Source organism: Mangrovicoccus sp. HB161399 (assembly GCF_013184745.1).
Taxonomy (GTDB): domain Bacteria; phylum Pseudomonadota; class Alphaproteobacteria; order Rhodobacterales; family Rhodobacteraceae; genus Mangrovicoccus.
Map to the genome: position 1 here is coordinate 45,787 of NZ_JAATVU010000002.1, position 26,993 is coordinate 72,779.

At 68.6% G+C, this 26,993-nt stretch carries 19 protein-coding genes and 2 pseudogenes; 10 read left to right on the forward strand and 11 right to left on the reverse strand.

Going from position 1 to position 26,993, the window contains the following annotated elements; genetic code table 11:
* The first annotated feature begins 1,020 nt into the window (after window positions 1-1,020).
* Both HCC78_RS01610 and HCC78_RS34675 read left to right on the forward strand, forming a co-directional pair.
* Window positions 1,021-1,158, forward strand: coding sequence for a hypothetical protein (locus HCC78_RS01610; protein WP_172326988.1), 138 nt, complete (start codon window positions 1,021-1,023; stop codon window positions 1,156-1,158).
* A gap of 1,128 nt (window positions 1,159-2,286) precedes the next feature.
* Window positions 2,287-2,709 (forward strand): ATP-binding protein, encoded by a 423-nt coding sequence (locus HCC78_RS34675; RefSeq protein WP_371743764.1) that lies wholly within the window; start codon window positions 2,287-2,289, stop codon window positions 2,707-2,709.
* Between the two features lie 305 nt (window positions 2,710-3,014).
* Here the strand turns inward: HCC78_RS34675 and HCC78_RS01620 are convergent, their stop codons facing one another.
* Window positions 3,015-4,466 (reverse strand): MORN repeat-containing protein, encoded by a 1,452-nt coding sequence (locus tag HCC78_RS01620; protein WP_172326989.1) that lies wholly within the window; start codon window positions 4,464-4,466, stop codon window positions 3,015-3,017.
* 162 nt (window positions 4,467-4,628) lie between these two features.
* On the opposite strand from HCC78_RS01620, the gene HCC78_RS01625 reads away from it, so the two are divergent.
* On the forward strand, window positions 4,629-5,504 hold the full coding sequence (locus tag HCC78_RS01625) for a MarR family winged helix-turn-helix transcriptional regulator (RefSeq protein WP_172326990.1): 876 nt from the start codon (window positions 4,629-4,631) through the stop codon (window positions 5,502-5,504).
* 16 nt (window positions 5,505-5,520) lie between these two features.
* Here the strand turns inward: HCC78_RS01625 and HCC78_RS01630 are convergent, their stop codons facing one another.
* Complete coding sequence (locus HCC78_RS01630; protein WP_172326991.1) at window positions 5,521-6,216, reverse strand: phosphatidylcholine/phosphatidylserine synthase; 696 nt, start codon at window positions 6,214-6,216, stop codon at window positions 5,521-5,523.
* 384 nt (window positions 6,217-6,600) lie between these two features.
* On the opposite strand from HCC78_RS01630, the gene HCC78_RS01635 reads away from it, so the two are divergent.
* Window positions 6,601-8,262, forward strand: a complete 1,662-nt coding sequence (locus HCC78_RS01635) for an NAD+ synthase (RefSeq protein ID WP_172326992.1) — start codon at window positions 6,601-6,603, stop codon at window positions 8,260-8,262.
* Window positions 8,263-8,277: 15 nt separating this feature from the next.
* Here HCC78_RS01635 and HCC78_RS01640 read toward each other — a convergent pair whose 3' ends face one another.
* Entirely contained in the window at window positions 8,278-8,847 is a 570-nt protein-coding gene (locus HCC78_RS01640; RefSeq protein WP_172326993.1) for a TetR/AcrR family transcriptional regulator, read from the reverse strand.
* A 215-nt stretch (window positions 8,848-9,062) separates the two neighbouring features.
* On the opposite strand from HCC78_RS01640, the gene HCC78_RS01645 reads away from it, so the two are divergent.
* Window positions 9,063-9,236, forward strand: coding sequence for a hypothetical protein (locus HCC78_RS01645; protein WP_172326994.1), 174 nt, complete (start codon window positions 9,063-9,065; stop codon window positions 9,234-9,236).
* A gap of 22 nt (window positions 9,237-9,258) precedes the next feature.
* Here HCC78_RS01645 and HCC78_RS01650 read toward each other — a convergent pair whose 3' ends face one another.
* From HCC78_RS01650 to HCC78_RS01660, 3 genes are all read right to left on the reverse strand, one after another.
* Window positions 9,259-9,900 carry a nucleoside/nucleotide kinase family protein gene (locus HCC78_RS01650; protein ID WP_371743759.1) on the reverse strand — a complete coding sequence of 214 codons (642 nt, stop codon included), beginning with the start codon at window positions 9,898-9,900 and terminating at the stop codon, window positions 9,259-9,261.
* A gap of 74 nt (window positions 9,901-9,974) precedes the next feature.
* Window positions 9,975-10,901, reverse strand: coding sequence for an MBL fold metallo-hydrolase (locus HCC78_RS01655; protein WP_172326995.1), 927 nt, complete (start codon window positions 10,899-10,901; stop codon window positions 9,975-9,977).
* An 85-nt stretch (window positions 10,902-10,986) separates the two neighbouring features.
* Window positions 10,987-11,409, reverse strand: a complete 423-nt coding sequence (locus HCC78_RS01660) for a metallopeptidase family protein (RefSeq protein WP_172326996.1) — start codon at window positions 11,407-11,409, stop codon at window positions 10,987-10,989.
* Window positions 11,410-11,576: 167 nt separating this feature from the next.
* Between HCC78_RS01660 and gltX the strand changes: the two genes are divergently transcribed.
* A complete protein-coding gene (gene gltX, locus HCC78_RS01665; protein WP_172326997.1) occupies window positions 11,577-12,899 on the forward strand; it encodes a glutamate--tRNA ligase in 1,323 nt (440 codons plus the stop codon).
* Window positions 12,900-13,052: 153 nt separating this feature from the next.
* On the opposite strand, the pseudogene HCC78_RS34680 reads toward gltX, so the two are convergent.
* Window positions 13,053-13,459, reverse strand: a pseudogene (locus tag HCC78_RS34680) (hypothetical protein); the annotation flags it as partial.
* Window positions 13,460-13,639: 180 nt separating this feature from the next.
* Window positions 13,640-14,498 (reverse strand): annotated as a pseudogene (locus HCC78_RS34685) (hypothetical protein); the annotation flags it as partial.
* A 927-nt stretch (window positions 14,499-15,425) separates the two neighbouring features.
* Here HCC78_RS34685 and HCC78_RS01685 point away from each other — a divergent pair.
* The 4 genes from HCC78_RS01685 to HCC78_RS34425 all read left to right on the forward strand — a co-directional run bounded on the left by HCC78_RS01685 (window position 15,426) and on the right by HCC78_RS34425 (window position 20,143).
* Window positions 15,426-15,914 (forward strand): twin-arginine translocation pathway signal, encoded by a 489-nt coding sequence (locus HCC78_RS01685; RefSeq protein WP_172326998.1) that lies wholly within the window; start codon window positions 15,426-15,428, stop codon window positions 15,912-15,914.
* Between the two features lie 5 nt (window positions 15,915-15,919).
* The gene (locus HCC78_RS01690) at window positions 15,920-16,561 is read left to right on the forward strand and encodes a ferric reductase-like transmembrane domain-containing protein (protein ID WP_172326999.1); all 642 of its coding nucleotides are present in this window, start codon (window positions 15,920-15,922) and stop codon (window positions 16,559-16,561) included.
* 72 nt (window positions 16,562-16,633) lie between these two features.
* Window positions 16,634-17,071: a low molecular weight protein-tyrosine-phosphatase gene (locus HCC78_RS01695; protein ID WP_172327000.1), complete on the forward strand. Its 438-nt coding sequence runs from the start codon at window positions 16,634-16,636 to the stop codon at window positions 17,069-17,071.
* Window positions 17,072-19,099: 2,028 nt separating this feature from the next.
* On the forward strand, window positions 19,100-20,143 hold the full coding sequence (locus tag HCC78_RS34425; protein WP_172327001.1) for a sulfotransferase domain-containing protein: 1,044 nt from the start codon (window positions 19,100-19,102) through the stop codon (window positions 20,141-20,143).
* Between the two features lie 580 nt (window positions 20,144-20,723).
* On the opposite strand, the gene lpdA is transcribed toward HCC78_RS34425, so the two are convergent.
* Genes lpdA through aceE form a run of 3 tightly spaced genes read right to left on the reverse strand, consistent with a single transcriptional unit; the run spans window position 20,724 to window position 26,720 of the window.
* Window positions 20,724-22,763 (reverse strand): dihydrolipoyl dehydrogenase, encoded by a 2,040-nt coding sequence (gene lpdA / locus HCC78_RS01705; protein ID WP_172327002.1) that lies wholly within the window; start codon window positions 22,761-22,763, stop codon window positions 20,724-20,726.
* Between the two features lie 12 nt (window positions 22,764-22,775).
* Complete coding sequence (aceF, locus tag HCC78_RS01710; protein ID WP_172327003.1) at window positions 22,776-24,038, reverse strand: dihydrolipoyllysine-residue acetyltransferase; 1,263 nt, start codon at window positions 24,036-24,038, stop codon at window positions 22,776-22,778.
* 24 nt (window positions 24,039-24,062) lie between these two features.
* On the reverse strand, window positions 24,063-26,720 hold the full coding sequence (gene aceE, locus HCC78_RS01715; protein ID WP_172327004.1) for a pyruvate dehydrogenase (acetyl-transferring), homodimeric type: 2,658 nt from the start codon (window positions 26,718-26,720) through the stop codon (window positions 24,063-24,065).
* Window positions 26,721-26,993: the final 273 nt, after the last annotated feature.

Genomic DNA, 26,993 nt, shown 5'->3' on the forward strand with positions numbered 1-26,993 from the left:
CCTTCCGTGCGGACGGCAATTTGCAAAGTGGCGCACCGTCCCTGCAGGCCGGCCGGCCGCACAATGGAATCCAAACGGGCTGCCCGTCCCATCGTGCCGCCTCCTGCCGCCTGCCGCGTGTTCCAGGCGATCGCAGGCGCCCATTACACGCGGTGGCGGGCACGAATGCGACGTGCTCCTGGGCAGGCCCGGCCGACGGTCCGAAGCTTCGCCGCGTCTCGTCCTGAGCGAGGGACCGAACGCCACCGGACAGACGGTGGATGCGACGAATTTGAGATGAACTGCGGCTGAATCAGCCCAAGCGCTGAGCGGGCGGTCGCCACGTCGCTCGGGCTGGAGAAGGGAACTGCCGGGGCCGATCTCGGGCGGACCCGGACGGCCTGGCTGCGTTCGCCGCGGCCGGAGCCCCTGTCCAACGGCGACTTCGGATCCCTTCTATTTTCCATGGCACCGGTCGAGCCAGACCAAGCCGCTGCCGACAAGGACCTGGGCCGTCGCGGCGTCGCGCGGGCCATATTCCGCAAGGAGAACCAGGCAGCTGTTCCGCTGGGTTTCCGCTAGCTTGGTGCTGCGGACATTGCGAGGCCCGGAAGGGGGCGCCGTCCATCCTGCGATCCGGCGGACGCATACCGAAATCGGGCAGGCCTCCGCCGACTTCGCGGGCGACATGATCAGAGCGACGGGTCCGGAGACCGGCGAAGCGCACGGCCAAGCTGTTCATCGCCGCGATGGGAGCCTCGAACAACGCTTGGGCGGGCGCCTTGGCTCCCAAGGTCTCGACGACCGGATGAGCGCCGATGTCAGGATGTTCGCGGTCATGTGCGGCGTTCCCAAAGCGGTGGTGCCGACAACCTGAACTCCGCCGCCATCAGGGCGGACCGGCTCGATCCCGGGCTGAACCGAACCCCTGCCAAAATGGCTGGGCAAGACTGTACGGCGGTCCTCCCGGTGCGGACGCGCGGGCTGCACAAGAGAGACGTCAATGCCGCCGCGGGTCCGAGACCGATAGCGAATTCAAAAATGGACGCCGCAGGGCATGCCGTGCAGCGCTGGACCCTCGCGGGGCTGCGCAACCGCCGATTCTGCTCCCTGGCCGAGGCCACTGCCACGATCCTGATGCTGGGAGAACAGCTGAACATGCGCGCCACGCGCGGCTAGAACGTCAACTGCGCCGAACTTTACGCGACGCTGAACCGCCCGATCTGGCCGCCGTTGCCTCCTGTCCCCCATGAGTTCGCGGGCACGCTTCGCACGCGGTTGCCATGGCGGGTTGGACGGGTGCTGGTACCCGGTGCCGTCCCGGCACATCCGGCAGAAGGCCGATCTGCGCGCCCGCGGCGCCATCGTCGCGACGTTGCGACGTTGCGCAGGATAGCCGACCATCCGTGCTGTCCGGGACGCAGGAGCCACGCCACCGCGCCAAGCCTATGCCGTCGTCCCACTGCCGCCTTGCGGAATGGAACCCTGCCCGCATGCCTGCGGCAGCGGAAAAGCTCGGCCCGCCGATCGGCACCTTCTGAAAAACATCATGGCGGACTGCCCCCACCCCGGGCCAGGGCTCCGCTCCTGTCCCGGCGTCCTTGCATTGGCCGCGAACTGTGTTCCAACCCGCCCAGATGCCGTCTTGCGCCAGGGCACGCCAGTCCGCGCTCAGGTCCATTGGCTCGATCCGGCCGATCCTGGAAACCAACCACGGTCGGCCTTCCTGAGGGGAGAAGCCGGGCAATTTCCCTTGCAGCATCCCAACATGCGTGGCCCGGGCGGCTAGCATTGCATAGCAGACCGGCCTTGCTGACTCATCCCGACTCCGGGCGCCTCATTCTCGCAGGCATGGCCAAATATCCGGACGCGCCGCCGCCAGGCCGGAACTGCCCTCAAAGCCTCGGCGTCGAGGACAGGCTCAGGCCTTTCGCGGGCCGCGAAGCCGCCAGTCATGGCACCAGGCGCCTGACAGTCCGGCCCAAATTTGCAGTCGCCCGCCTCGTCGCCTGCATGGAGAACATCGACCTGCCCCCCCCCCGGCGCGGCATCGACCGCGCGTCACGGCCCACCTCGTCCCGGGAGCCTAGATCAGCCACCACGAGTCCCTAGCGGCCACAGGCTGACTAGGCTCCAGAGTAGCTGGATTGCCTGCGCGTTTGGGCACGAGGGCTACCGCGGTGACCGCCGTGCCGAAACTGCTCGATGCTATCGTCGGGGGCGATGGGCGCCGTGCCCGGGCGTTCAGGACCTTTGGCAGAGCCGCGCTCGTGATCTTCGGCCGCTGGGCCTGGCCGTCCTGTCCTCATCCGAACGCCGGAACCTTCCCGAGATCGCCGCGGCCGCAGCTCGACGATTGTCGCCAGCCGACTGCCCGTCCAGCATTGGCACGGCGCCATCGGGGATCGGGCACTTGCGGACGCGATCCTCGACTCGCCCACTCGCAACGCGCGGCGCCACGCGCTCCACGGCGACAATGAGAATGCACGGCCAAAGCGCGAAACGCGCCTGTCGCGCAAGATCGAACCTGTCTCCGGGAACATGTCGTTCTGGCTGCCTGCCATCGCGAGCAATGGCTGCCCACGATGCTCGGGAACGCGCGCCCGTGATCGCGTGCAATCTGCGCACACCTTACCCGGAGTGCGCAGCCTGCTGCGGCCCGTCCGGGAAAGCGCTGGAACCATCGCTCCTGCCTGCGACGGGCCTGCAAAGGAGATTCCCGCCAGATGATCGATTCACATGGCAATTTCGGCCATCCGACCCGTGATCCTGGTGCTCGGGCAGCGGCCAGCCGCAGACACACTCGGAGCCAGCTTCTTTACGCCCACCCCGCCCGCGTCTCCTGGCGGCGGGCCACCATCCGGCTGCAATCGCGCCCGGTCCGGCCGCGGGACGGCATCCCTGGCCCGCACACCGCGCAGGCAACGCCCGGGGTCGCTGCTGGCCGGACCGAGGGCGCCCGGGCCTCCGGGCGCGCGGGCAGCCGGGTCCGGCCACCGCCGCCATGGCAATCCGCGCACATGGGCCCGGCGCTGCTATTCGGAGGCGGGCGGCGCCGGTTCCGCGCCGGCCTCGGCACCTTCGGCGGGCGCGTCGGAGACGAGGTTGTCATTCTTCCACGTCCCGCTCAGCACCGTCCCGTCGGCATAGGTCAGCACGCCCTGGCCGGAGCGGCGGCCCTCTTCGAAGCCGCCTTCGTACATGTCGCCATTCTCGAACACGACCTTGCCGTGCCCGTGCTGGCGGCCCTCCTTGAAGCCGCCGGTATAGACCAGCTGGCCCGGCATGGTCAGGACGCCCTCGCCGTCGAAGACATCGTCCCTGAACCCGCCCTCGTAGGTTGCGCCGCTGGCGAAGCTCGCCTTGCCCTGGCCCTCGCGCAGGCCCGCCACCCAGTCGCCCTCGTAGGCATAGCCGCCGGGCAGCACCAGCTTGCCCTTGCCCTCCTCGCGCCCGTCGCGGAAGCCGCCCTCGTAGACCGCGCCGGAGCGCAGCCGGCTCTTGCCCTGGCCCTCCATGATGCCCGCCCGGAAGCCGCCCTCGTAGACGTCGCCGCTGGCGAACTGCACGAGGCCGGGACCGTCGGGCAGCCCGGCCTTGAACTGGCCGCGATGCACCGTGCCGTCGGTATAGGTCAGCACGCCCTCGCCGTCGAACTGGCCGTCGGCCCATTCGCCCTCGTAGCGGTAGCCGTCGGCGCCCTCGTAGGTGCCGCGGCCCGAGATCACGTCATCCTCGTAGGTGCCCTCGTAGCGCTCGCCGGTGGCGTATTCCGTCACGCCGGGCCCCGAGCGCTTGCCCATCGACAGGCTGCCCCGGTAGACGTCGCCGTTCACGTAGGTGACCACGCCCTCGCCCGAGAGCTGGTCGGCCACCCACTGGCCCTCGAAGCTCGACCCGTCCGACAGCGTCAGCTTGCCCTGCCCCGAGCGCTGGTCCATCGCCATGCCGCCCGCGTAGACCGAGCCGTCCGGCAGCGTCACCCGCGCCTCGCCCGAGCGGCGGCCGTTTTCCCAGCCGCCCTCGTAGACATAGCCGTCCGGCATCCTCAGCGTGCCCTTGCCATGGGCAAGGTCGTCCTTGAACCCGCCCTGGTAGACCGACCCGTCGGGATAGGTCCGCGTGCCCTCGCCGTTCATCTTGCCGCCGGTCCAGGTGCCGATCATCACCGATCCGTCCGGCAGGGTCAGCTGGCCCTGGCCCTGCGGCTGGCCCGCTTCGAAGGCGCCCTCGTAGACCGCGCCGTTGACCAGCTGCGCCCGGCCCTGGCCCTGCTGCTTTCCGGCCACCCAGTCGCCGGTGTAGCGGTAGCCCGAGGGCAGCGTGTAGCTGCCGAACCCGTCCGGCAGGCCCTCCGCCATCGCGCCTTCGTAGACGCCGCCATTGGAGAACTGGACGGTGACCGGCCCTTCCTCGGCGGTCACCGCATAGCCGAGCCCTGCGATGAGCAGCCCGGAAAGGAGAGCGGTCCGGAGCTTCGGAGACATGTTGCGGCACCTTCGTTCGTTCGTGTTCCAGCCTTGCGCGTTTCTACCGGCAGGGGCCGCGCCAAGTCCAACGGTGTTTCCCGTCCCGGCGCGCTCCGGCGCTTGCGCTCCGATGGTATCTGACTTAAGTCAGGAAAAACTGTCTGACCGGAGTCAGGAATCATGCCGCTCGATCCCGTTGCCCGCTTCCGCCGCTTCGCCCGTGCCGCCACGGCGGAACTGGGCGCGCTCGACCAGTCCTTCCTCGGCCGCGGCCGCCCGCTGGGCGCGGCGCGGGTGCTGAACGCCATCGGCCGCGGACAGGAGGACCTGGCCGAAATCCGGGTGCATCTGGGGCTCGACTCGGGGCTGGCGAGCCGGCTGCTGCGTTCGCTGGAACAGGAGGGGCTGGTCGAGACCGTGCGCCACAGGGAAGACGGACGCCGCCGGGTGCTGCGGCTGACCGCGAAGGGCGCGGAGGAATTCGCCGCCTACGAGTCGCTTTCCGATGCCCGCGCGGCGAAACTGCTGGCCGGGCGGCCGGATGCCGCCGAGCTTCTGGACGCGATGGACCGGATCGCGCTGGCGCTGGGGCGGCAGCATGTCGCCATCGCCGAGGCCGATCCGCGCGGCGATGCAGCCCTGCACTGCCTCGGGGAATACTATGCCGAACTTGGCCGCCGCTTCGCCCAGGGGTTCGACGTGAACCTCTCGCGCGACCCGCAGGCCGCGGACATGGTGCCGCCGAAGGGCAGCTTCCTGATCGCCTGGTCGGACGGGCTGCCGGCTGGCTGCGTCGGCGTGAAGGGCGCGGGCGACGGCACGGCGGAGATCAAGCGGCTGTGGGTCGATCCGCTGACCCGCGGCGCCGGGCTGGCGCGGCGGCTGATGGCGGCGGCCGAAGCGCGGGCGCGGGCGCTCGGCATCGGCGTGCTCAGGCTCGACACCAACAGCGCGCTGCCCGAGGCGGTCGCGCTCTACCGCAGGGACGGCTGGACCGAGATCCCGCGCTTCAACGACGATCCCTATCCGGACCTGTTCTTCGAAAAGGCGCTCTGACGGGCGGAGCGGTGCCTCAGCGGATCTGCCCGCGGTCGTAGATCATCTGCTGCGCGATGCCCGCCCCGAGCAGGTAGACGGAGGAGACCGCCACCAGGCCGGTCAGGGCGGCACCATGCGCAAAGCCGGCCCAGGCGGCATAGGCGACGGCGCCGGTCCAGACCATCGCCACCGGCAGGGACAGCGCCCGCCAACGCACGGTCCGAACCGGGTGGATGAATTTCAGCGGCAGGAACTGCGCGGCCGACAGCAGCAGCGCCAGCCCCAGGATCACCTCCCAGGACGGCTGGATCACCAGCAGCGCCAGGGTCACCATGTTCCAGCACCCCGGAAAGCCGCGGAACGAGGAATCGGCGGTCTTCATCCGCGTGTCGGCAAAATACAGCGACGAGGCGAAGGGGATCAGCAGCACCACGAACCAGCCGGTCCAGCCCGGCAGCAGGCCCGATCCGTAGAGCGCATAGGCCGGGATCATCACATAGGTCAGGAAGTCGATGATCAGGTCCAGCAGCGTGCCGTCGAAGACCGGCGCGTTCGCAGACACGTCGTACCGCCGGGCGAGCGGCCCATCCAGGCCGTCGACGGCAAAGGCGACAGCCAGCCAGATCGCCATCATGGCCCAGTCCTGCTGGACGGCTTCCAGCAGGGCCAGCATGGCCAGCGATGCGCCTGCTGCGGTGAGGAGATGCACGGAATAAGCTCGGAAACGCATCCTTCGGGGATTGCCCCGTCTCGCCCCGGGATGCAAGCACCGGCTTGGTTTTCCGGCCCTTGCCCGGCATCCGGCCCCGCCCGGAGCCCCGCCACCGTCCAAAACCGCGGGCGCAGCCGTCCGCCCGGGACACGGGGCCGGCGTGCCGCCGCGCTGGGGCATCGATGGCGCCCGGGCAGGCCTGCGTCGGCGGCAGGTCCCTGCCGGCGGCGCGACGTTCGCGGGGCGGACCGTCGCCAGCCCGGCGCGGGCTTGGGCGCGCGCGGTGAGCAGGACGGCAAAACCGCCTTTCCAGCCCCGACCGTACCGGGCCGGCGGCATGGCGGGGCTTTCCCTCCGCCCTGATCTTGCTAAGAGGGGAGCGAGATCCCGGGGAGCCCGACCATGACCGCCACATTCCGCCTGACCCTGGCCCAGCTGAACCCCACGCTGGGCGACCTTTCCGGCAATGCCGACAAGGCCCGCGCCGCCTGGGCCGAGGCAAAGGCCGCCGGATCGCAGATGATCGCCTTCACCGAGATGTTCATCACCGGCTACCAGGCGCAGGACTTGATCCGGCGCCGTTCCTTCGTGGCCGCGGCCGAGGCGGAGATCCGCAAGCTGGCCGAGGATTGCGCCGACGGCCCTGCCATCGGCATCGGCGGTCCCTGGCGCGGCGAGGACGGGCTCTACAACGCCTTCTGGATCCTCGAGGGCGGCAAGGTCACGGCCCGCGTGCTGAAGCACAACCTGCCCAACAACGACGTGTTCGACGAGGTCCGGCTCTACAAGCGCGGTCCGATCCACGGCCCCTATTCCATCGGCCCGCTGCGCATCGGCTCGCCGATCTGCGAGGACAGCTGGTCCCCGGACGTGGCCGAGGCCCAGGCCGAGAGCGGCGCGCAGATCCTGCTGGTGCCGAACGGCTCGCCCTACCACCGCGGCAAGCAGGCCGAGCGGATCGGCATCATGGTCTCCCGCGTGATCGAGACGGGGCTGCCGCTGGTCTATCTCAACATGGTCGGCGGCCAGGATGACCAGGTCTTCGACGGCGGCAGCTTCGTGCTGAATCCCGGCGGCCACCTGATGGCGCAGCTGCCGGTCTTCGACGAGGCGCTCGCGCATGTCGACTTCGAGGAGACCGAGGAAGGCTGGCGCGCGAAGAAGACGGATCTGGCCACCCATCCCGACGGCTGGGAGCAGGACTACCGCGTCATGGTCGAGGGCCTGCGCGACTACCTGGGCAAGACCGGCTTCTCCAAGGTCGTGCTGGGCCTGTCGGGCGGCATCGACTCGGCGCTGGTCGCGGCGATCGCCGCCGATGCGATCGGGCCCGCGAACGTGCATTGCGTGATGCTGCCCTCGGAATACACCTCTGCGCATTCGCTGGAGGATGCCGCCGCCGTGGCCAGGCGTCTGGGGACGCGGATCGACACGCTGCCGATCGCCGGGCCCAAGCATGCAGTCGAAGAGGTGCTGGCGCCGCTGTTCGAGGGCCGCGCCCCCGACATCACCGAGGAAAACATCCAGTCCCGCCTTCGAGGGCTGCTGCTGATGGCGCTGTCGAACAAGTTCGGCGAGATGCTCCTGACCACCGGCAACAAGTCCGAGGTCGCGGTCGGCTATGCCACGATCTACGGCGACATGAACGGCGGCTACAACCCGATCAAGGACCTCTACAAGACCCGCGTCTTCGAGACCTGCCGCTGGCGCAATGCCAACTGGCGGGAATGGATGAAGGCACCCGAGGGCGAGGTCATCCCGGTGCGGGTGATCGAGAAGGCGCCTTCGGCGGAACTGCGCCCCGACCAGAAGGACGAGGACAGCCTGCCGCCCTACCCGGTGCTGGACGCGATCCTCGAGGGGCTGGTCGACGAGGAGAAATCGGTCGACGAACTGGTCGCCGAGGGCTTCGACAGGGAAACCGTCCGCCGGGTGGAGCACCTGATCTTCATCAGCGAGTACAAGCGCTACCAGGCGGCGCCCGGCGCCCGGCTGACCAAGCGCGCCTTCTGGCTCGACCGGCGATATCCGATCGCCAACCGCTGGCGCGACGCCACGCGCTGAGCCTGCCGGGCGGCGCTACTGCCCGGCGTCCGCGTCCGGCAGCAGGCCGAACAGCGCCAAGAGCTGCGGCCAGGCCTCTTCCAGCGCCTCGGCCGCGGTCAGGTCGTGCAGCATCGCCCGCCGCAGCGCGTAATGGTAGATCGCGAAGCCGCCGCCGCGCAGCACCTCGGCATCCCAGCCCGGCGGCAGCTGCCCGCCGGCGCGCCCTTCCGCGACCAGCTGCAGCACCGCATCCCCGAAGACCTTCAGGTCGGCCTCGTTGCGCGCGGCCTCCTCGCGGTTCCAGGTCCAGGCATGGCCCTGCAGCACCTGCATCATCCGCCGGTCGGACAGATCCGCCTCCAGCATCATGCCCGCCAGCGCCCTGATCTTCTCCAACGCCGTGCCGGGCCCGCCGAGCACCTTGTCCACAACTGATTCGCGGCCCTCGTGCAACTCGCGCATTATCGCGTAGGCGAGCCCCGCCTTGCCGTCGAAATAGGCATTTATCAGCGTGTGCGAGACCCCGGCGCGGCGCCCGATCTGGGTCACCGAAACCTGGTCGTACCCGCTTTCCGAGAACAGCGTCCGCGCCGCGTCAATCAACGCGCGACAGGTGGCTTCCCTGCGCTCCGACCGCGATGCCCGGACCCGGGCGCTGTAAGTGTAAGTCCTTGCCATGTTTTGCATTTAATTTTTCAGTTTAGAATTTCAACTCGCCGCTTGAGCGAGTCGCCATAGGTATCTATCTACTCTTCACACGAGTAAAGTTTCACAAGGTGCCGACGAACATGACCAGAGGCCCTGCAGGCAGGCGATCCTTGACCCCGGAAACGGTCCAGCTGGTCGAGGAGCTCATCATCGCGATGGAACGCCTGACTTCGGCAGAGATCCGCGGGGACGATCTGACCCGGCGGCGAGCAGAGAACGATTACCAGTCACTGATGCAGCAGCTGCAGACGCGCGCTGCAAGGCGCCGCCGGTCCACCTGCTGAACCGGCCGCATCCATCGGCCCCTCAGGGCGCCGGTCCGACTGTCCACCCGGCCTTCCGGCTGTTGCGGCGCACGGTTTCGCCGTTGGGAAGGTCATTTTCGCGGAGCTTCCGCTCCGCTTCTTCCGGCGGCAGCGCATGCTTGACCGTCCAGCGCCGGTGCAGCCGCCGCTCCAGTTCGTCTGGCGGAACGTCGAGGAACACCGTCTCGTCGAAATGCCGGGCCAGCCGGTCCCAGGGCGGCATGTCGAGCAGCAGGTAGTTGCCCTCGATCACCAGGATTTCCACGTCGCGGCCGATGATGCGCGCGCCGCCCCGGGAAATCTCCAGATCGCGGTCGAAGACGGGAATCGCGATCTCCGGTTCGGCATTGGCGCGCAGCCGCGCCAGCAGGTGGTCGAACCCCGCCACGTCGAACGTCGCGGGCGATCCCTTGCGAGGCCGCAGCCCGCGCGCCTCCAGCACCGCGTCGTCGTAATGGAATCCGTCCATCGGCACCACCTCGGCCCGGCCCGGGCAGGCGGCATTCAGGCCGTCGGCAAGGAACTGCGCCAGCCGCGACTTGCCCGATCCGGGCGCGCCGGCCACGGCGATCAGGCGGCGCGGGCCGCGCGGCATCTCGGTCAGGCGGGCCAGGCAGGCCTCGCGCGGCATCGCTCCGGTCACGGACAGCTCCTCGTCAGATCACCTGGCCCCACTCATGCGCGGCAGCGCGGCCGGCTGCAACCGGCCGCAGAGTCTCAGTCCAGATAGGTCTGGTAGCTGGTCGGCACCCAAGCGTAGCCGCCCTCGCCGCGCGGCGCGACATTGCCGAGCGCCGGGAAGGGCATGTGATAGCCGATCGCCGGGATCCGGTCGGTGGCCAGCATGTCCATCACCCTCTTGCGCGACGCCGCCGCCTGCGCCTTGTCCATGTCGAAGCGCACCTCCCAGTCGGGATAGCCCAGCGACCAGACATAGTGGTTGGCGGTATCGGCAAACAGCATCATCTGCTCGCCCGCGCTCTCGATCATGTAGCCCATGTGCCCCGGCGTGTGGCCGTAGGCGGCCACCGAGGTGATGCCGGAGGCCACCGAGCCGCCCTCGTCGATGAACTTGAACCGCTCCGCCAGCGGCCGGACCTTGGAGTCGTAGCCCTCGTTCCCGGCCCCGGCCCAGTAGTTGTTCTCCCTGGCGCCAGAGACATGCTCGGCATTGCCGAAGGTCGCACCGTCGCCGGTCATCAGCCCGCCAATATGGTCGCCGTGCATGTGGGTGATCACCACCTTGCCGACCATTTCCGGGCTGTATCCAGCCGCCGCCAGCGCGGCGGTCAGCGGCTCGGGCGACAGGCCGGTATCGAACAGCACCAGCTCGGATCCGGTATCGACCAGCATCGGGGTGAAGAAGAACTGCGCCTTGTCGGCCGGGATGAAATTCGCCCTCGACACCTCGGCGAATTCCGCCTCGGAGACATTCGTGCCGAAGATCGCCTGGGCATTGTCGCGGGTCGTGGTCCCGCCGAGCAGCGTCGTCACCTCGTACTCCCCCAGCTTGAAGCGGAAGAATTTCGGCGGCATCGACGCGCCCTTCATCTCGTTGGCGGCCATGGTCATCCCCGGCATTGCGGCAGCCAGCGGCGCGGCGGCTGCAGTGGTCAGCGCCTGGCGGCGCGTAAGCTTGGTCATCTCGCGTTTCTCCCTGTTCACCGTCGGAGGCTAGCACGCCGCCCCGTCCGTCCGAGAGATCGTAACGCAGGAAATGTCGCGGATTTCATTCCCACCAACGGTCGATCACGGCGATGTCATCGTCGGACCAGCCGAAGTGATGCGCCAGCTCGTGCACCGTGACATGGGCGACCAGATCCTCGAGCCCGATATCGCCCCGCGCGATCCACTCGTCGAGAATAGCCAGCCGGAACAGCCAGATCGTGTCCGGCCCCGACGGCTGGTCCATCACCGATTTCTCGGTCATCGGGATGCCGTCATAGAGACCGGTCAGCTCGTAGGGATCCTCGATCTCCAGCTCGCGCAGCAGCTCCGCGGGGGCGAGGTCCTCGACCCGCAGCGCCACCTGCCGCGCAGCCGGGGCAAAGCGCGCGGGAAGCGACCCGAGCGTCGCCCGGGCGATCACCTCGATGTCCTCGAGGCCGGGGGGAAGGCCGAATTCGGCGGGCGACTCAGGTTCTGCGCTCATGTGCCCCTCATGGCAGCCCTGCCGGGCCGGATAAAGCGCGCGCTCCGTCACAGGCGCGGGGAGAGGGGTCCGGGGAGAGGGCCGGACCCTCTCCCCGGCCTGCCGGACGCGGATTTCTGGACACCGGCGCGGCGATGTGGTTAGCCACCGCCGACAGGAGATCCGCCATGACCACCACCCGTTTCGCGCCCTCCCCCACGGGCTACCTGCATATCGGCAACCTGCGCGCCGCTCTGATGAACTTCGCCATCGCCCGCAAGGCAGGCGGCAGCTTCATCCTGCGCATCGACGATACCGACCAGGAACGCTCCAAGCAGGAATACATCGACGGGATCTTCCAGGACCTGGAATGGCTGGGCTTCACCTGGGACCGCGTGGAATACCAGTCGAAGCGGCTCGACCGCTATGCCGAGGCCGCGGACAAGTTCCGCGCCATGGGCCGGTTCTACGAGTGCTTCGAGACCCCGACCGAACTCGACCTGAAGCGCAAGAAGCAGCTCAACATGGGCAAGCCCCCGGTCTATGACCGCGCCGCCCTGTCGCTGTCGGACGGGGAGAAGGCCGCGCTGCGCGCCGAGCGCCCCGGCCACTGGCGCTTCCTGCTCGACCAGGAGCGGATCGAATGGATCGACGGCATCCTCGGCGCGATCTCGATCGATGCGGCCTCGGTCTCCGACCCTGTTCTGATCCGCGGCGACGGGCAGATCCTCTACACCCTGGCCTCGGTCGTCGATGACGCGGAAATGGGCGTGACCCATATCGTCCGCGGCGCCGACCACGTGACCAACACCGCCACCCAGATCCAGATGATCGAGGCCTTCGGCGCCAAGGTCCCGGCCTTCGCCCACCACTCGCTGCTGACCGGCCCGCATGGCGAGGCGCTGTCGAAGCGCCTGGGCACGCTCAGCTTGCGCGACCTGCGCGCCCGCGGCATCGAGCCGATGGCGATCCTCAGCCACATGGCGCGTCTCGGCTCCTCCCAGCCGGTGGAGCTGCGCAGCTCGATGGACGAGATCATCGAGGGCTTCGACCTCTCCACCTTCGGCGCGGCACCGACCAAGTTCGACGAGGCGGATCTCGATCCGCTGACCGCGCGCCACCTGGGCGGGCTGCCGCTGGAGGCCGTAGCCTCCGAGGTCTCCGCCGCCGGCGTGCCGGACGCGCTGGCCGCGGATTTCTGGGCGCTGATCCACGAGAACATCAACACCCGCGCCGAGATCGCCGGCTGGTGGGAGATCCTGCGCGACGGCGCGGTGCCCGAGGTGGACGAGGCCGACCGCGAGTTCATTGCCGAGGCGATGGCGATGCTCCCGGCCCTACCCTTCGACGGCGGCACCTGGGGTGCCTGGACCTCCGCGGTGAAGGAGACGACCGGCCGCAAGGGCAAGGGCCTGTTCATGCCGCTGCGCAAGGCGCTGACCGGCAAGGCCCGCGGTCCCGAAATGGCACAGTTCCTGCCGCTGATGCAGTCCCTGCCCAAGCAGGGCTGAGCCGGCATGGCGGACCGGCCGGGGTCCCTGTCCCGGGGCCGGTCCGCTGCTGTCCCGCGCTCGCGGCCGGGGGTCACGGCAGCGGCGGCGGGTGAGTGCGGCGCTGTTGCGCAAATCAGCTGGCGAGCGCAATCCCCCTTTCCCCGGGCACACCTATCCTGCGGCCACCGTCATCGGGATGCCGAGTGCCGTGGAGCGGTTGAGGAACGGGCGGCAAGCGCTATTGGTCCGGGCGCAGCCGCGAACGCGCGGCTCCGGACCTCCGCCACCTGGCGGCCGAAGGCGAAGCATCGAGCCGCCATCGGTCCGGGGCCGATGGCGAACGGACATCAGCCCCGGGCCGGGCAGCTTCACGCAGGTCATCTAATCGCCGGGGAAAAGGGCCCCCGGAGCTTTTCCCGATCCGGCTCATGTCTCCCCCTGCTGCGGCGGCGATGCCCGCTCCAGGTCCGCCGGAGGGCCCGGCCAAGGTGCTTCGACGCACGCAGGATCCCGTTCCGCGCCCGGGCGCCGGCCGTGTCCGGCTTCCAGGACCGCGCATTCCGTCCGTCCGCAGCGGCGCCGCGAACCTGGAACGCGCCCTTGGCCGGATCGAGGCCGATGGCGATAGGCTGCTCCATGGATGGCTCCTCTCGGCGGAAGGCTCCGCAGCTCCCGCCTCGGCACATCGCGATGCCGCTGGAGGGGCCATCCACACCGTTAATGGCGCATCCGCCGGCAGCTCCGGAGGAATGTCCGGACGCCGCTGCACCGCGGGCGGCGATCGCGTCATGGCAGGCGCGCGCGTCTTGGGTGCCGCCAGCGGTGCCCGGAGTTTCCCATCGCGGCGCCATCGGTTCGAGCCCGATGGACGACGGCGCATCCGCAGGCGACTCGGCGTTGACGGTGGCGATCTCCTCGTCCTGCGGGATCTGCGCGAGAATGTCCGACAGCATCCCCCGCCGGGGTCGGCCGGACCGGTGGCGTTCGTCGGCTCGGCATCGCCGGCATTGCCGGAGGCGGCCTCTACGGGCCGGATCTCCAATGTTCCCCGTCGATCCCGGGGTGGATCTTGCGCCATGAGCGGGCCGCGCCACGGGTCCGGGCGGGCCCGCGGATGCGCCGTTTCGAGCCGCCATGCTTGCGCGCGTGCCGTGCTGAGCGCTTTCGCGGCCCCGCCGGGGCCATGGTCGCACCGCACCCTTCGCCTTCCAGCTTGATGCCATTCGGCGCCTCGAGCAGCGCTGGAACCGATGGCGCTGCCGTCGGCGGCTCCCCGGACCGATGGCGGTCGATGCCTCAGCGTCCGCCGGCAGGTGCAGCGCGCCCTTGGAGCCGCGACACGGGATGGTGTCGTCCATTGTTCGGCGGGCTTTCGCGGCGCTTACCGGCGCCCCGGTCCTGTCTCGCTCTGGCGGCCCGGCAGGGTGCTGAAGTCAGGCACGGACCAGCCGGGCCCCGACAGCTCCGGCAGGCTCGCCACGAAACCGCGCTCCGTCGCCATCGTTGCTCGGACCGATGGCGCAAGCGATGGCAACTCCTCGGACCAATGGCGGACAAAGGCACGCCCTAGCCGAGCCGCAGTCAGAAGAGAACCTTGAGGGTCAGGCAGGCCTGGATCGCTGCGTCGCTGTACGCTTGCTGGCGGCTGCCACGCCCGGACGGTACCGCATCCCACTTCATCGAGGGATCGAACCAGACGGCCAGCGATCCGCGCTGCCTGAGCGTCCCGCTCGCCGTCGCGCTCGGACCGGTGGCGCGCAACGGCTCGCTAGCTTTTCCAATTGGTCGTCTTGTACGTGGTCTTCAGAGATCCGCTCATGGCCGCCAGCTATCATGCTGGATTCACGAGTTGAATTCCCCGGGTTTGCGCAACAAGGCCGGTGAGCGCCGCCAGCATGCCCCGCGCCATCGGACGGCGAACGCCCTCTTCCGCCGCCATCCTGCCTGCACCGCCCCCGATGCGGCAGGCCGGACAGGTCCAGTTCACGGCCCGCCGCTCCTCCGGTTTCCGCGGTCCCCGAAACGCGGGACTGCCCCGATGCGTTCAGGCGAAACCTGCGCCGCCTTGGGTCCGCAGCGGGGGACAAAGCGCCGCCGCTCGGGCCCCCTCCCGCGCCACATCTCCCGCCCCCTCCCAAGGCAGCGCCGATCCGTCGCCAGTCCGGAGGCAGACCGTCCTTCCCCGCCAAGCAGAACGCCTTTCCGGCAGGATTGCCGATGACGCGGGCCAGGGCAGACTGCGCGTCTCCGGCACAACGGAGCCCCGCCAAACGACGGCAGACCGTCAGGCAGCCCGAAGCGGCCCGGGGCAAGGTCAGGAGGCTGGTGCGCCTTCGCTCCCCCGGACCTTCCGCAGGAAAGCGGCAGGGCGGCCCGCGCGCAGCACGGCACCGGGAGCGCGCCCCACGGCCCGCGACACCTCCGAGCGACCGTGTTTCCGCCCGGACCGCCGGGCGGAAACTCGCGCAGACTTTATGCTCCTGTGCGGCCGCGTCTGCTACGCTTGCCCGAGACGCAGCCCGGATCCGGAGAGGAGAGATCGACATGACAGCCGCATTGCTCACCCGCCGCAGCTTCGCGGCAGCCGCAGCCGCCTCCGTCGCGCTGCCGGCTGCCGGCCTGCTCGCCCCGGCCCGCGCCGCGGGCCTCGCCCCGACCGGATCGATGCGCGGCGGCGCCAACAACTACCGGCCCGGCGCGCCCTTGGTGGAGCGGATCGGCGGCGGCGGATTCTGGATGACAGGCACCGTCCGCCGCGCGGGCGACGGCGCGCCGCTGGCCGGGCAGCGCATCCAGATCTGGGCGCATACCACCGAAGGCAGCGAGCGCGACGCGCGCAGCCACGGCGCGACGCTGACCGCCGAAGATGGCACGTTCCGCCTGGAGATGCCGCAGATCGTCCCCGCCTTCGGCCAGCCGCACGGCCATCTCGCCTATGACAGCGGTGCCTTCCGCACCGTCTTCCTGCGCCCGGTGATGGGCTCCGCGCGGGACACCAGCCTGGAGGCCCATTTCGTCCTGCAGCCCGCCTAGGCCGCATGGCATTGCTCCGCACCGTCAGGGTCCGGACGGTTCTCGCCTGGACGGGGCTGGCCGCGGCCGCCTTGCTGCCGCCGGCGCTGGCGGCAGCAAGCCCGCTGCTCGCCTGGCGCAGCCCGGTCTATGTCATGGCCGGATTCGCCGGCGTGCTGGCGCTGGTCCTGCTGCTTTTCCAGCCGCTCCTGGCCGGACGCCTCCTGCCGGGCCTTGCGCCGCGCACCGCCCGCAGGCTCCACCGGCGCCTCGGCGGCCTGACGGCTGCCCTGGTGGCCACCCATGTGATCGGCCTCTGGATCACCAGCCCGCCGGACGTCATCGATGCGCTGCTCTTCGCCGCGCCGACGCCCTTCTCGGCCTGGGGGGTGATCGCCATGTGGGCCGTGCTGGCGACCGTGGCCGTGGCCGCGCTGCGCCGCAGGCTGGGCCTTTCGCCGCGGGACTGGCGCAGGCTCCATGCCGTCTTCGCCGTCCCGATCGTTGCCGGCACCGTCCTGCATGCGCTGCTGATCGAAGGGACGATGGAGCCCATCTCCAAGGCGGTTCTCTGCCTGCTGCTGCTGCTCGCATCCGCGAAGCTGGCGCTCGACAGCTGGAGGCCTGCGCTGCGCAGGCGCGCCGGAACCGGCGGCGGACCACGTTGACCGGCCTGCCGGTGCCGCCGCTTGTCCGCGCGGGCGCAGGGCGCTAGTCATCTGGGGGAAAGGAGAGCCGCCATGACCCGAATTCTCTTCGTCTGCCTGGGCAATATCTGCCGCTCTCCCGCGGCCGAAGGCGTCATGCGCGCCCTCGCCCCGGACTGGCACATCGACAGCGCCGGCACCGGCGACTGGCATGTCGGCGAGCCGCCCTACGGACCGATGCAGCAGGCCGCGCGCGCCCGCGGCTACGATCTGGGCAGCCTGCGCGCCCGCCAGTTCACGCGGGCCGATTTCGGCCTCTGGGACCGGATCGTCGTGATGGACGGATCGAACCTTGCCAATGTCGAGCGGCTGCGCCCGCCGGGCGATGGCACCGAGGTGGTGCTGATGACCGATTTCGCGCCGGAGACCGGCATGTCCGAAGTCCCCGATCCCTACTACACGCGCGACTTCGACGGCGCGCTCGACCTGATCGAGGCAGCAGCACGGGGAATTCTGGCGCGCACCGGCTAGGATCTGCATCTCTCGGGATAGCTGCGACGCGCGGATCGGCCGCCTGCTGCACGGGGCTGCGGCAATGACGGCGAGGTTCCGGCGACTGCCTCGACATTCAGTCCGTGCCGTTTTCCGTCCTCGGGGAGATGGTCCGAAATGTACATGGGACGGCATTGCGAGTCGTCTCCGGCGATCCGGACATCCGCCCGGGCTTGCCGCCAACGGGTGCCGATGCCCGGACGCTTTCCGAGACCGCGCCGGGATCGGCGGGCGGATCGTCCGGCCTCTTCCGGACCGACCGCGTTCGATCCCTCTTCCTGCAGCACTGAACCCGCCCATGCGGCGACTGACGGACGGATGACGGCCGAGGCCCACACGGTGGCCGGCCACAAAGCCGCGGCATGAGCCGCAGGCCGGCCCGGCGCCGCGGGCAAACGGCCCGGATAGCGCCGCTCTGCGCTGGCCGCATCCTGCCGGGCGCCATACGGCATTGTTTCAGATGGAAGACCGGTAGCACCCCCCCTGACCGATCGGGCTCCCCGGCATGGCCGAGCACATTGGGCAGCTCGAAGGACGGAACGCCGTGGCTCCAAGCCGGCGATGGTTGGCTTGGTCCGCCGCATCGCCGCCATCTTGGATCGCTTGTGGATCGACGGATTTCAGCCGGTAGCCGTTCCAGAGACCGGCTGACCGCCTCATGCTCCAGCTGCCGCCCGCCCGATGGCAGCCCCTGGAGACTCCGCAGAGCCGCAGCTCCGGCGAGGCCTTTTTCAGAACTGTCGCGGTTATCCGCCAGGCCATGTCCATGAAAGGGGGGGTGCCGGAATCCATCATGGCGTTGCTCTGGCGCTTGCCAAGGGTCCAAGCCTGTCCCCGGAGGGCGTCACCCCGGGCTGCATTCGCGGCGCACAGGCAAATGTCATTTGGGAAAACCGTTCCGGCTGGCGGGAACGCGCGCCGGAAGGCATTTGATCGGTACGGCCCCCGTTGCCGAAGAGGCGCCGAGCCACGGAACCAGCCGCGCGCAAGGCGGCGGAGCTGCGCGGCCCTCGCCGCGCGGTCCGCATGAGCGACTTTGCGGAAGGGCTTCGCCTGTCGAATGACAAATGGCGCCGACGGTCCGGCAGGCAGCGGCCTCTGGCGGCAAGTGGCGCTGCCCGCTGGTCCTGGCATTCCGGCGGCTGCCATCGCCGCGCCCGGCAATGCTGCGGCTTTTCAAGTTCCGGGCGTCCGGAACCGGGCCATGCAGAAGATCGTGGCCGAACAGGGCCGCATCCCCCACATGGCCAAGACCGGTGCCGCAGCGGCGAATGTCGATCTTCTGCTACGGGCCCGACTGCTCGCCGATCGGCAAATTCGGCCAAGGCTGGAGCAGTATCTCCGGACCCGCTCCCGGGGTCCCCCCTGCCCTCCTGCAGCGTCATGGAGCCCGAGATCAAAGATCACCAGTCCGCTATTGGCCGCGGATTTCCGCGGGCTGCCGCAGGACGGCATGCTCGCATCCTCCCCGGCGGCGTTTCCCGGGAGGAGTCGACGGCCATCGCATCGCCGGCCCGGCACTTTTCCGCCAATGGCTGGCGGCGGGACCCGATCCCTCCTTTCGGCGGGCAGGACGGCGCCGCAGTCCGGCGCTTGGTCCCCGGCGTCAGGCCGACAATTGCGCCCTGCTGGCATCCCAGCGGCCGAGTGCGCCATCTCCGCCGACATCCGCCTGGCATGGACCATGCTGATCAACGGCTCCAACCTTGCTCGATGCCGGGCGGTTTCGCCCGCCGGACGAAGCTGGCGAAACGCCGCCCATGACCAGACGCACACCCGAAACCGGCATCGCCGCTGCGCCCGCTCCCTGTTGCCCCGAGGGTTCCAGCGGCGCGCTCGACTTGGCAGGGGCCGACGCCAGGTGCAGTCCGGAAGTTCCGCCTGGAACCGCACCCCATCCTGCGGCGCGGCGGCGCTTGACGGGGACCTGCCGGGCTGCTCCCTTCGGAACCGGCGAGGCAGGTTCGGAAAGGCGGCGGCATGATCCGCGGGCGCAGGGGAAAAATCGTGCAGGACCACATCCGGCTCTGGGATCCGCTGGTTGCCCGGGCCGCGCCCGCCCGCAACGGCGGCATCAAGTTCCTCGACGCGTCTGGCGCCGTCCGGTGGCGGATCATCCCGCAGGGCCGGCCCGGGGAAGGTTTCTGGGACTCCATCGAGGGCAAGGGCACGCGCGAGATCCGCAAGGCTGCAGCGCGGCTTCTCCTGTCCCGCGACCTGACCCAAGCGGAGACGGAGGCGCTCTGGCGGCGGGAGGACGCGCTCGATCCCGGCCGTGCCGCCGCGCTGTTCGGGCTGCCGCAAGGCGGGGCGGGCCCCGACCCCGCGCTCTGCCGCCCGGATTTCCTGATCATCGGCACGATGAAAGGCGGCACGACCTCGCTCTACGACCATATCTGCCGCCATCCCCTGGTGGCCGAACGGCGCCCGAAGGAGATCCACTATTTCTCCATGCGCCGCGACCGCAGCCCGGACTGGTACCGCCAGCTCTTCGCCGGCAAGCGGCCCGGACAGCTGATGGGCGAGGCCAGCCCCTCCTATTTCGACATTCCGCTGCCCGACACGCCTGCCCGGATCGAGGCCGCCGCGCCGGGCGCGCAGCTGTTCCTCATCCTCGCCGATCCGGCACGGCGCGCCGTGTCGGAGTACTACCACGATCTGGCGATCTCGAAGGGCGCCGTCCATGGCTCTGATTTCATTCTGCCGGGCGAGGTGCTGACCCTGGACCGCGCGAGAGCCGATTTCGAGGCGAATGCCAACTACCTGCGCACCAGTTTCTACGAACGCCGGATGCCGATCTGGGCGGATGCGCTGGCCGCCGGGCGGCTGACAATCTTTACCCAGCGGGAGCTGAAGGAAGACCCGGCGGGCGTGACCGCGCGGGCCTGGGCGGCGCTCGGCCTGCCCGAAGCGCCGCTCGAGGCCGGAGCACTGCGCGCGCTCAACCGCAACCGCTACCCGGCGCCGTCAGAGGAGCTCCGCACGTTTCTGGACGAGCTCTATGCCGGCACTGTCGAAACGATGCGCCGGGATTATGGCGTGACGCTCTGAGACAGGGGCCGGCTCGGCCGAAGCGGCGCGCTCCTCTCCGGATCAGGCTCGCGCAGAGCCGTGACCGCGAATTTCGCTGCCGCTTCATTCTGCCGGCCCGCGAGCGGGCCCGAATGTCCGGCCCATGGCACCGCGCGCCGTATCGGCACCCTCTCCGCGCAAGCCCGGGGACCGGATGCGAAGCCGTTCGCCGCCGGATTGCCCGGCAGGGCAGCGCTCGCGGATCCGGGCCGACTTGATCGCCAGCCGCGGAACGGCGTGCGCCATCCCCGGCGCGCCGGCCGGCCCCCATGTCAATGCGGCCGGCCTTGCCAGAACGGAAGCCGCCTCATCGTCCGGCGGCACGTCCCGCTCCGGACCGTTGCCTGACCGAAGCCACCAGCCACGGAAGGGCAAGCCCGGGAAAACGCGGCGGATATCCGGGCGGCCTGCCGCAGCCTGTCGATGGCCGTCAGGTTCCCGGGACCGGAGAACGGAAGCCGCACCGATTGCCTAGGCACGGTTTTCTCCCTGCGCGGGGACCGAAACGGGAAACGCGCGCCGGAGGGGCGCGCGTTCGAGATCTTCGGATGGCCGAAGCTCAGTGCTTCTTCTTCTTCGGCGGCATCAGGTCGGTGATCGTGCCCTCGAACATCTCGGCGGCGAAGTTCACCGTCTCCGACAGCGTCGGGTGGGCATGGATCGTATGGCCCAGATCGACCGCATCCGCGCCCATCTCGATGGCCAGGGCGGCCTCCGCGATCAGGTCGCCGGCATTGGTGCCGACGATGCAGGCGCCGATGACGCGCTGGTCTTCCGGGTTGAACAGCAGCTTGGTCATGCCCTCGCTGCGCCCGTTCGACAGCGCCTTGCCCGAGGCCGCCCAGGGGAACACGCCCTTCTCGAACTTGATGCCCTTGGCCTTGGCTTCGGTCTCGGTGACGCCGCACCAGGCGACTTCCGGATCGGTATAGGCGACCGACGGGATCAGCCGCGCGTCGAACCAGCGGTTTTCACCGGCGCAGACCTCGGCCGCGACCTTGCCCTCATGCACCGCCTTGTGGGCGAGCATCGGCTGGCCCACCACGTCGCCGATGGCGAAGATATGCGGCACGCCGGTGCGCTGCTGCTTGTCGACCGGGATGAAGCCCCGCTCGTCGACCAGCACGCCGGCCTTCTCGGCATCGATGAGCTTGCCGTTCGGACGTCGGCCGACCGCGACCAGCATCATGTCGAACGTGTCCTCGAAGGTCTTGCCGTCGGCGCCCTCGAAGGTGACTTTCAGCCCCTTCTTCAGCGCCTCGACATTGGTGACCTTGGTCTTGAGGAAGACGTTCTCGTAGCGCCCGCCGATCCGGGCTGCCAGCGGCTTGACGATGTCCTTGTCGGCGCCGGGGATGATCTGGTCCATGAATTCCACGACCGTGATCTTCGCCCCAAGCGCATCATAGACGCAGGCCATCTCCAGCCCGATGATGCCGCCGCCCAGAACCAGCATCCGCTTCGGGATCTGGCGCAGTTCCAGCGCGCCGGTGCTGTCCACCACCCGCGGATCATCCGCCGGGATGAAGGGCAGGTTCACCGGCTCGGAGCCCGCCGCGATGATGCACTGGTCGAAGGACACGGTCTTGGTCCCGCCCTCGCCCGCAACCTCGATCATGTTCGGGCCGGTGAACTTGCCCATGCCCGTGACGACCTCGACCTTGCGCGCCTTCGACAGGCCGGAAAGCCCGCCGGTCAGCTGGCCGACCACGCCATCCTTGAAGGCGCGGACTTCGTCGAGATTGATCTTCGGCTTGGCGAAGCTGACGCCGTGGGCGCCCATCTCCTCGGCCTCGGTGATCACCTTGGCGACATGCAGCAGCGCCTTCGAGGGAATGCAGCCGACATTCAGGCAGACCCCGCCCAGCGTCGGGTTCTTCTCGATCAGGATGACCTTCTTGCCGAGATCGGCCGCCCGGAAGGCCGCCGTGTAGCCGCCGGGGCCGGAGCCCAGCACGACCACCTCTGCATGCAGATCGCCCTTTCCGGATGCGGTGCCGGTGGCGGCGACGGCGGCAGGCGCCGCCGGTGCAGCCGCGGCCTTGGGCGCCTCGATGGCGCCCGAGGACGCTCCCCCTTCGCCTTCCAGCACCATGATCAGCGAGCCCTGGGAAACCTTGTCGCCCTCGGCGACCTTGATCTCCTTGACCACGCCTGCCGCCGGGGACGGCACTTCCATCGTCGCCTTGTCGGATTCCAGCTCGATCAGCGCATCTTCCGCGGCAACCGTGTCGCCCACCGAGACCAGAACCGAAACCACCGGAACATCGGTGAAATCGCCGATATCCGGCACGGTCACGTCGATCGCGCCGCCGCCCGGCGATTTCGCTTCCGGGGCTGCCGCCGGGGACGCGGGCGCTGCCGCCGCGCCTTCGGCCTCGAGCACGAGGATCAGCGAGCCTTCGGAGACCTTGTCGCCCTCGCCCACCTTTATCTCGACGACCTTGCCGGCCGCCGGGGACGGAACCTCGAGCGTCGCCTTGTCGGATTCGAGTTCGATCAGCGGATCCTCGGCGGCGACGACGTCGCCGACCGAGACCAGGACCGACACCACGGGCACATCGGTGAAATCACCGATATCGGGTACTTTGACATCCATCGGTATCTCTCCTTACCACATCAGCTTGCGCATGTCGCCGAGCAGCGTCTTCAGCGTCACGCAGAAGCGGGCTGCCAGCGCGCCGTCGACGGCCCGGTGGTCATAGGAAAGCGACAGCGGCTGCATCAGGCGCGGCACGAATTCCGAGCCGTTCCACACCGGCGCCATCTTCGAGCGGGTCAGCCCGAGGATCGCGACTTCCGGCGCGTTGACGATCGGCGTGAAGGAGGTGCCCCCGATCCCGCCGAGCGACGAGATGGTGAAGGTCGCGCCCGACATGTCGCCGCCCTTCAGCTCGCCCTTGCGGGCCTTGCCGGAGAGCTCCATCAGGTCCTTGGAGATCTCCACGAGGCCCTTGCGGTCCGCGTCCTTGATCACCGGAACCACCAGCCCGTTCGGCGTGTCCGCCGCGAAGCCGATGTTGTAGTAGTTCTTCTTGATCAGCTTGTCGCCGTCCGGATGCACCGAGGAATTCAGCTCCCAGTGTTCCTTCAGCGCCGAGACCGACGCCTTGATCACGAAGGACAGCAGCGTGACGCGGTAGCCATTGTCCTTGGCCATCGTGTCCATTTCCTTGCGGTACTGGTCCAGCTCCGTGATGTCCGCCTCGTCATTGTGGGTGACGGCGGGGACGTTCAGCCAGGAGCGGTGCAGCGCCGGACCCGAGATCTTCTTGATCCGGGACATCTCGACGTTCTCGATCGGGCCGAACTTCGAGAAGTCCACGGCCGGGATCGGCGGGATGCCCATGCCGCCCGAGACCGCGCCGCCCGCTGCCGGGGCCGCCGCCGGGGTGGCCGCCTTCAGCGCCTTGGCGATGTCCTCGCGCAGGATGCGGCCCTTGCGGCCGGTGCCGTTCACCTTGGCCAGATCCACGCCGAGCTGCCGCGCGAAGGCGCGGACCGACGGCGAGGCATGCGCCTTGGAGAAGCCGCTGTCGGTGACGGAGGCCGGAGCCGCCGCCGGGGCGGGCGCTGCCGCAGGCGCGGGCGCAGCCTTGGGCGCCTCCGCCTTCGGCTCTTCCTTGGCGGCCGGGGCGTCCGAGCCTTCCAGGATGAGGATCAGCGAGCCTTCCGACACGGTGTCGCCCTCGGAGACCTTGATCTCCTTGACGGTGCCTGCCGCCGGGGACGGGACTTCCATCGTCGCCTTGTCGGATTCGAGTTCCATCAGGGCGTCTTCGGCCGCCACGGTGTCGCCCACCGAGACGAGGATGCTCACCACCGGAACGTCCTTGAAATCGCCGATATCCGGAACCTTAACTTCGATTGCCATAGTCTTGTCTCCTCGTCCGCTGCCTTACGACAGGCGCGGGTTCGGCTTTGCGCCGTCGATCTCGTACTTCTTCAGCGCCTTTTCGAGCTGAGCCTTGGTCACGTTGCCGGCCTTGTAGAGGTCCACCATGGCGGCGGCGGCAATGTGGTTGGCATCGACCTCGAAGAACCGGCGCAGGTTGACCCGGCTGTCCGAGCGGCCGAAGCCGTCGGTCCCGAGCACGGTGAAGCTGCGGCCCTCGGGGACGAAGCCGCGGATCTGCTCGGCATAGTTCTTCATGTAGTCGGTCGCCGAGATGATCGGGCCGGTCGATTTCGCCAGCTGTTCGGTGACGAAGGGCACCTTCTCCTCGGCAAAGGGGTTCAGGCGGTTGGCGCGCGCGCAGTCCTGGCCGTCGCGGGCCAGTTCGTTGTACGAGGTCGCCGACCAGATCTCCGCGGTGACGCCGAAATCTTCCTCCAGCATTTCCGCCGCCTTGATCGCCTGCACCAGGATCGTGCCCGAGCCCATCAGCGTGACGTGCTTCTTGCCCGGCTTGGCGACGTCCTTGAGCTTGTAGAGGCCCTTGATGATGTCGCCTTCCGAGCCCATCGGCATGTCGGGATGGCTGTAGTTCTCGTTCATCAGCGTGAGGTAGAAGAACACGTCCTCCTGATCCTCGTACATCCGCTTCAGCCCGTGCTGCACGATCACCGCGACCTCGTGCTGGAAGGTCGGATCATAGGTGACGCAGTTCGGGATTGTGCCCGCGAGGATGTGGCTGTGCCCGTCCTCGTGCTGCAGCCCCTCGCCGTTCAGCGTGGTGCGGCCCGCGGTGCCGCCCAGCATGAAGCCGCGGCAGCGGCTGTCGCCGGCGGCCCAGGCAAGGTCGCCGATCCGCTGGAAGCCGAACATCGAGTAGTAGATGTAGAACGGGATCATCGGCACGCCGTGCACCGAATAGGAGGTCGCCGCGGCCATCCAGTCGGCCATGGCGCCTGCTTCGTTGATCCCTTCCTGCAGCACCTGGCCGTCGACGCTCTCCTTGTAGAACATCATCTGGTCGGCATCCTGGGGCGTATAGTTCTGCCCCAGCGGGTTGTAGATGCCCACCGAGCGGAACAGGCCCTCCATGCCGAAGGTGCGGCTTTCGTCGGGGACGATCGGAACGACCTGCTTGCCGATCTTCTTGTCGCGCAGCAGCGTGGTCAGGATCCGCACGAAGGCCATCGTGGTGGAGATGTGCCGGTCGCCGGTGCCCTGCAGCTCCTTCGAGAAGGCCGAGAGTGCGGGGATTTCCAGCTTCGGCGCATCGTGGTGCCGTTTCGGGAACTCGCCGCCGAGCGCCTTGCGGCGGTCCGCCAGATAGGCCTTCTGGGCGTTGTTCAGCTTGACGAAGGGCGCCTTCGGCAGGTCCTCGTCGGTGACCGGGATGTTGAACCGGTCGCGCATCGCGCGCAGCTGGTCCTCGGCCATCTTCTTCTGCTGGTGGGTGGTGTTCTGGCCTTCGCCGGCCGTGCCCATCCCGTAGCCCTTGACCGTCTTCACCAGGAGACAGGTCGGCTGGCCCTGGGTCTTGGTCGCGCGGTCGAAGGCGGTGTAGACCTTCTGCACGTCATGTCCGCCGCGGCGCAGATCCCAGATCTGCTCGTCGGTCCAGTCCTCGACCAGCGCCGCCGTCTCCGGGTACTTGCCGAAGAAATGCTTGCGGATATAGGCGCCGTCCTTCGACTTGAAGGTCTGGTAGTCGCCGTCGATGGTCTCGTCCATCAGCTGGCGCAGCTTGCCGGAAGTGTCCTTCTCCAGCAGCTCGTCCCAGCCGCGGCCCCAGAGCAGCTTGATGACTTCCCAGCCGGCGCCGCGGAATGCGCCTTCGAGCTCCTGCACGATCTTCGAGTTGCCGCGGACCGGGCCGTCGAGGCGCTGCAGGTTGCAGTTCACCACGAAGATCAGGTTGTCGAGCTTCTCGCGGGCGGCAAGGGAGATCGCGCCGAGGGACTCGGGCTCGTCCATCTCGCCGTCGCCGAGGAAGCACCAGACCTTGCGGTCGGATTTCGGGATCAGGCCCCGGTTCTCCATGTATTTCATGAAGCGGGCCTGGTAGATCGCGCAGAGCGGGCCGAGGCCCATCGAGACCGTCGGGAACTGCCAGTAATCCGGCATCAGCCACGGGTGCGGATATGAGGAGAGGCCGCCGCCGTTCGATTCCGAGCGGAAGTTCTCCATCTGCTCCTCGGTCAGGCGGCCCTCCATGAAGGAGCGCGCGTAGATGCCGGGAACGATGTGGCCCTGGAAGAAGACGAGATCGCCCAGATTGGTGGCCGAACGGGCGCGCCAGAAATGGTTCAGGCCGACATCGTAGAGCGCCGCCGAAGAGGCGAAGGACGCGATATGGCCGCCGTATTCGGAGCTTTCCTTGTTCCGCCGTACCACGGTCGCCATGGCGTTCCAGCGGTTGATCGTGCGGATCCGCCATTCCATTTCGAGATCGCCCGGGTAATCGGGCTGGTCATCCACGGGGATGGTGTTCTGGTAGGGGGTCGTGGCCGAGAACGGGAGCATCGCGCCGGCGGCGCGGGCCTGCTGCACCGCCTTGTCCAGAAGGAAATGGGCACGATCCGCGCCGTCCCGTTCGATGACATCGGCAATTGCCTCCTGCCATTCCTGGGATTCAACCGGGTCGATATCAGGCTGATCTTTCATGGAATCTCTTCCCGTGCATGAAGCACACCAAGAGAACCCGCTGAATCGGCCCCTCCCAGTGCAGTTTTCTCCCGGGCCGGAGTTGCGGAAACGATGAGTTTTCCAGCCCAGGCATTCAGATCTTGGCGATTATTTTATTGCGCGCTTCAGGGTGGCTCCCTATCAATCTTATGCGCAAGATTATTTCGCTCTTGTTCTTCGTTTTGCTGGTATTTTCAAGGCACTAGCTACTGATACAGTCAGCGCTCTTTACCTACAGGACAGATTTCGGAG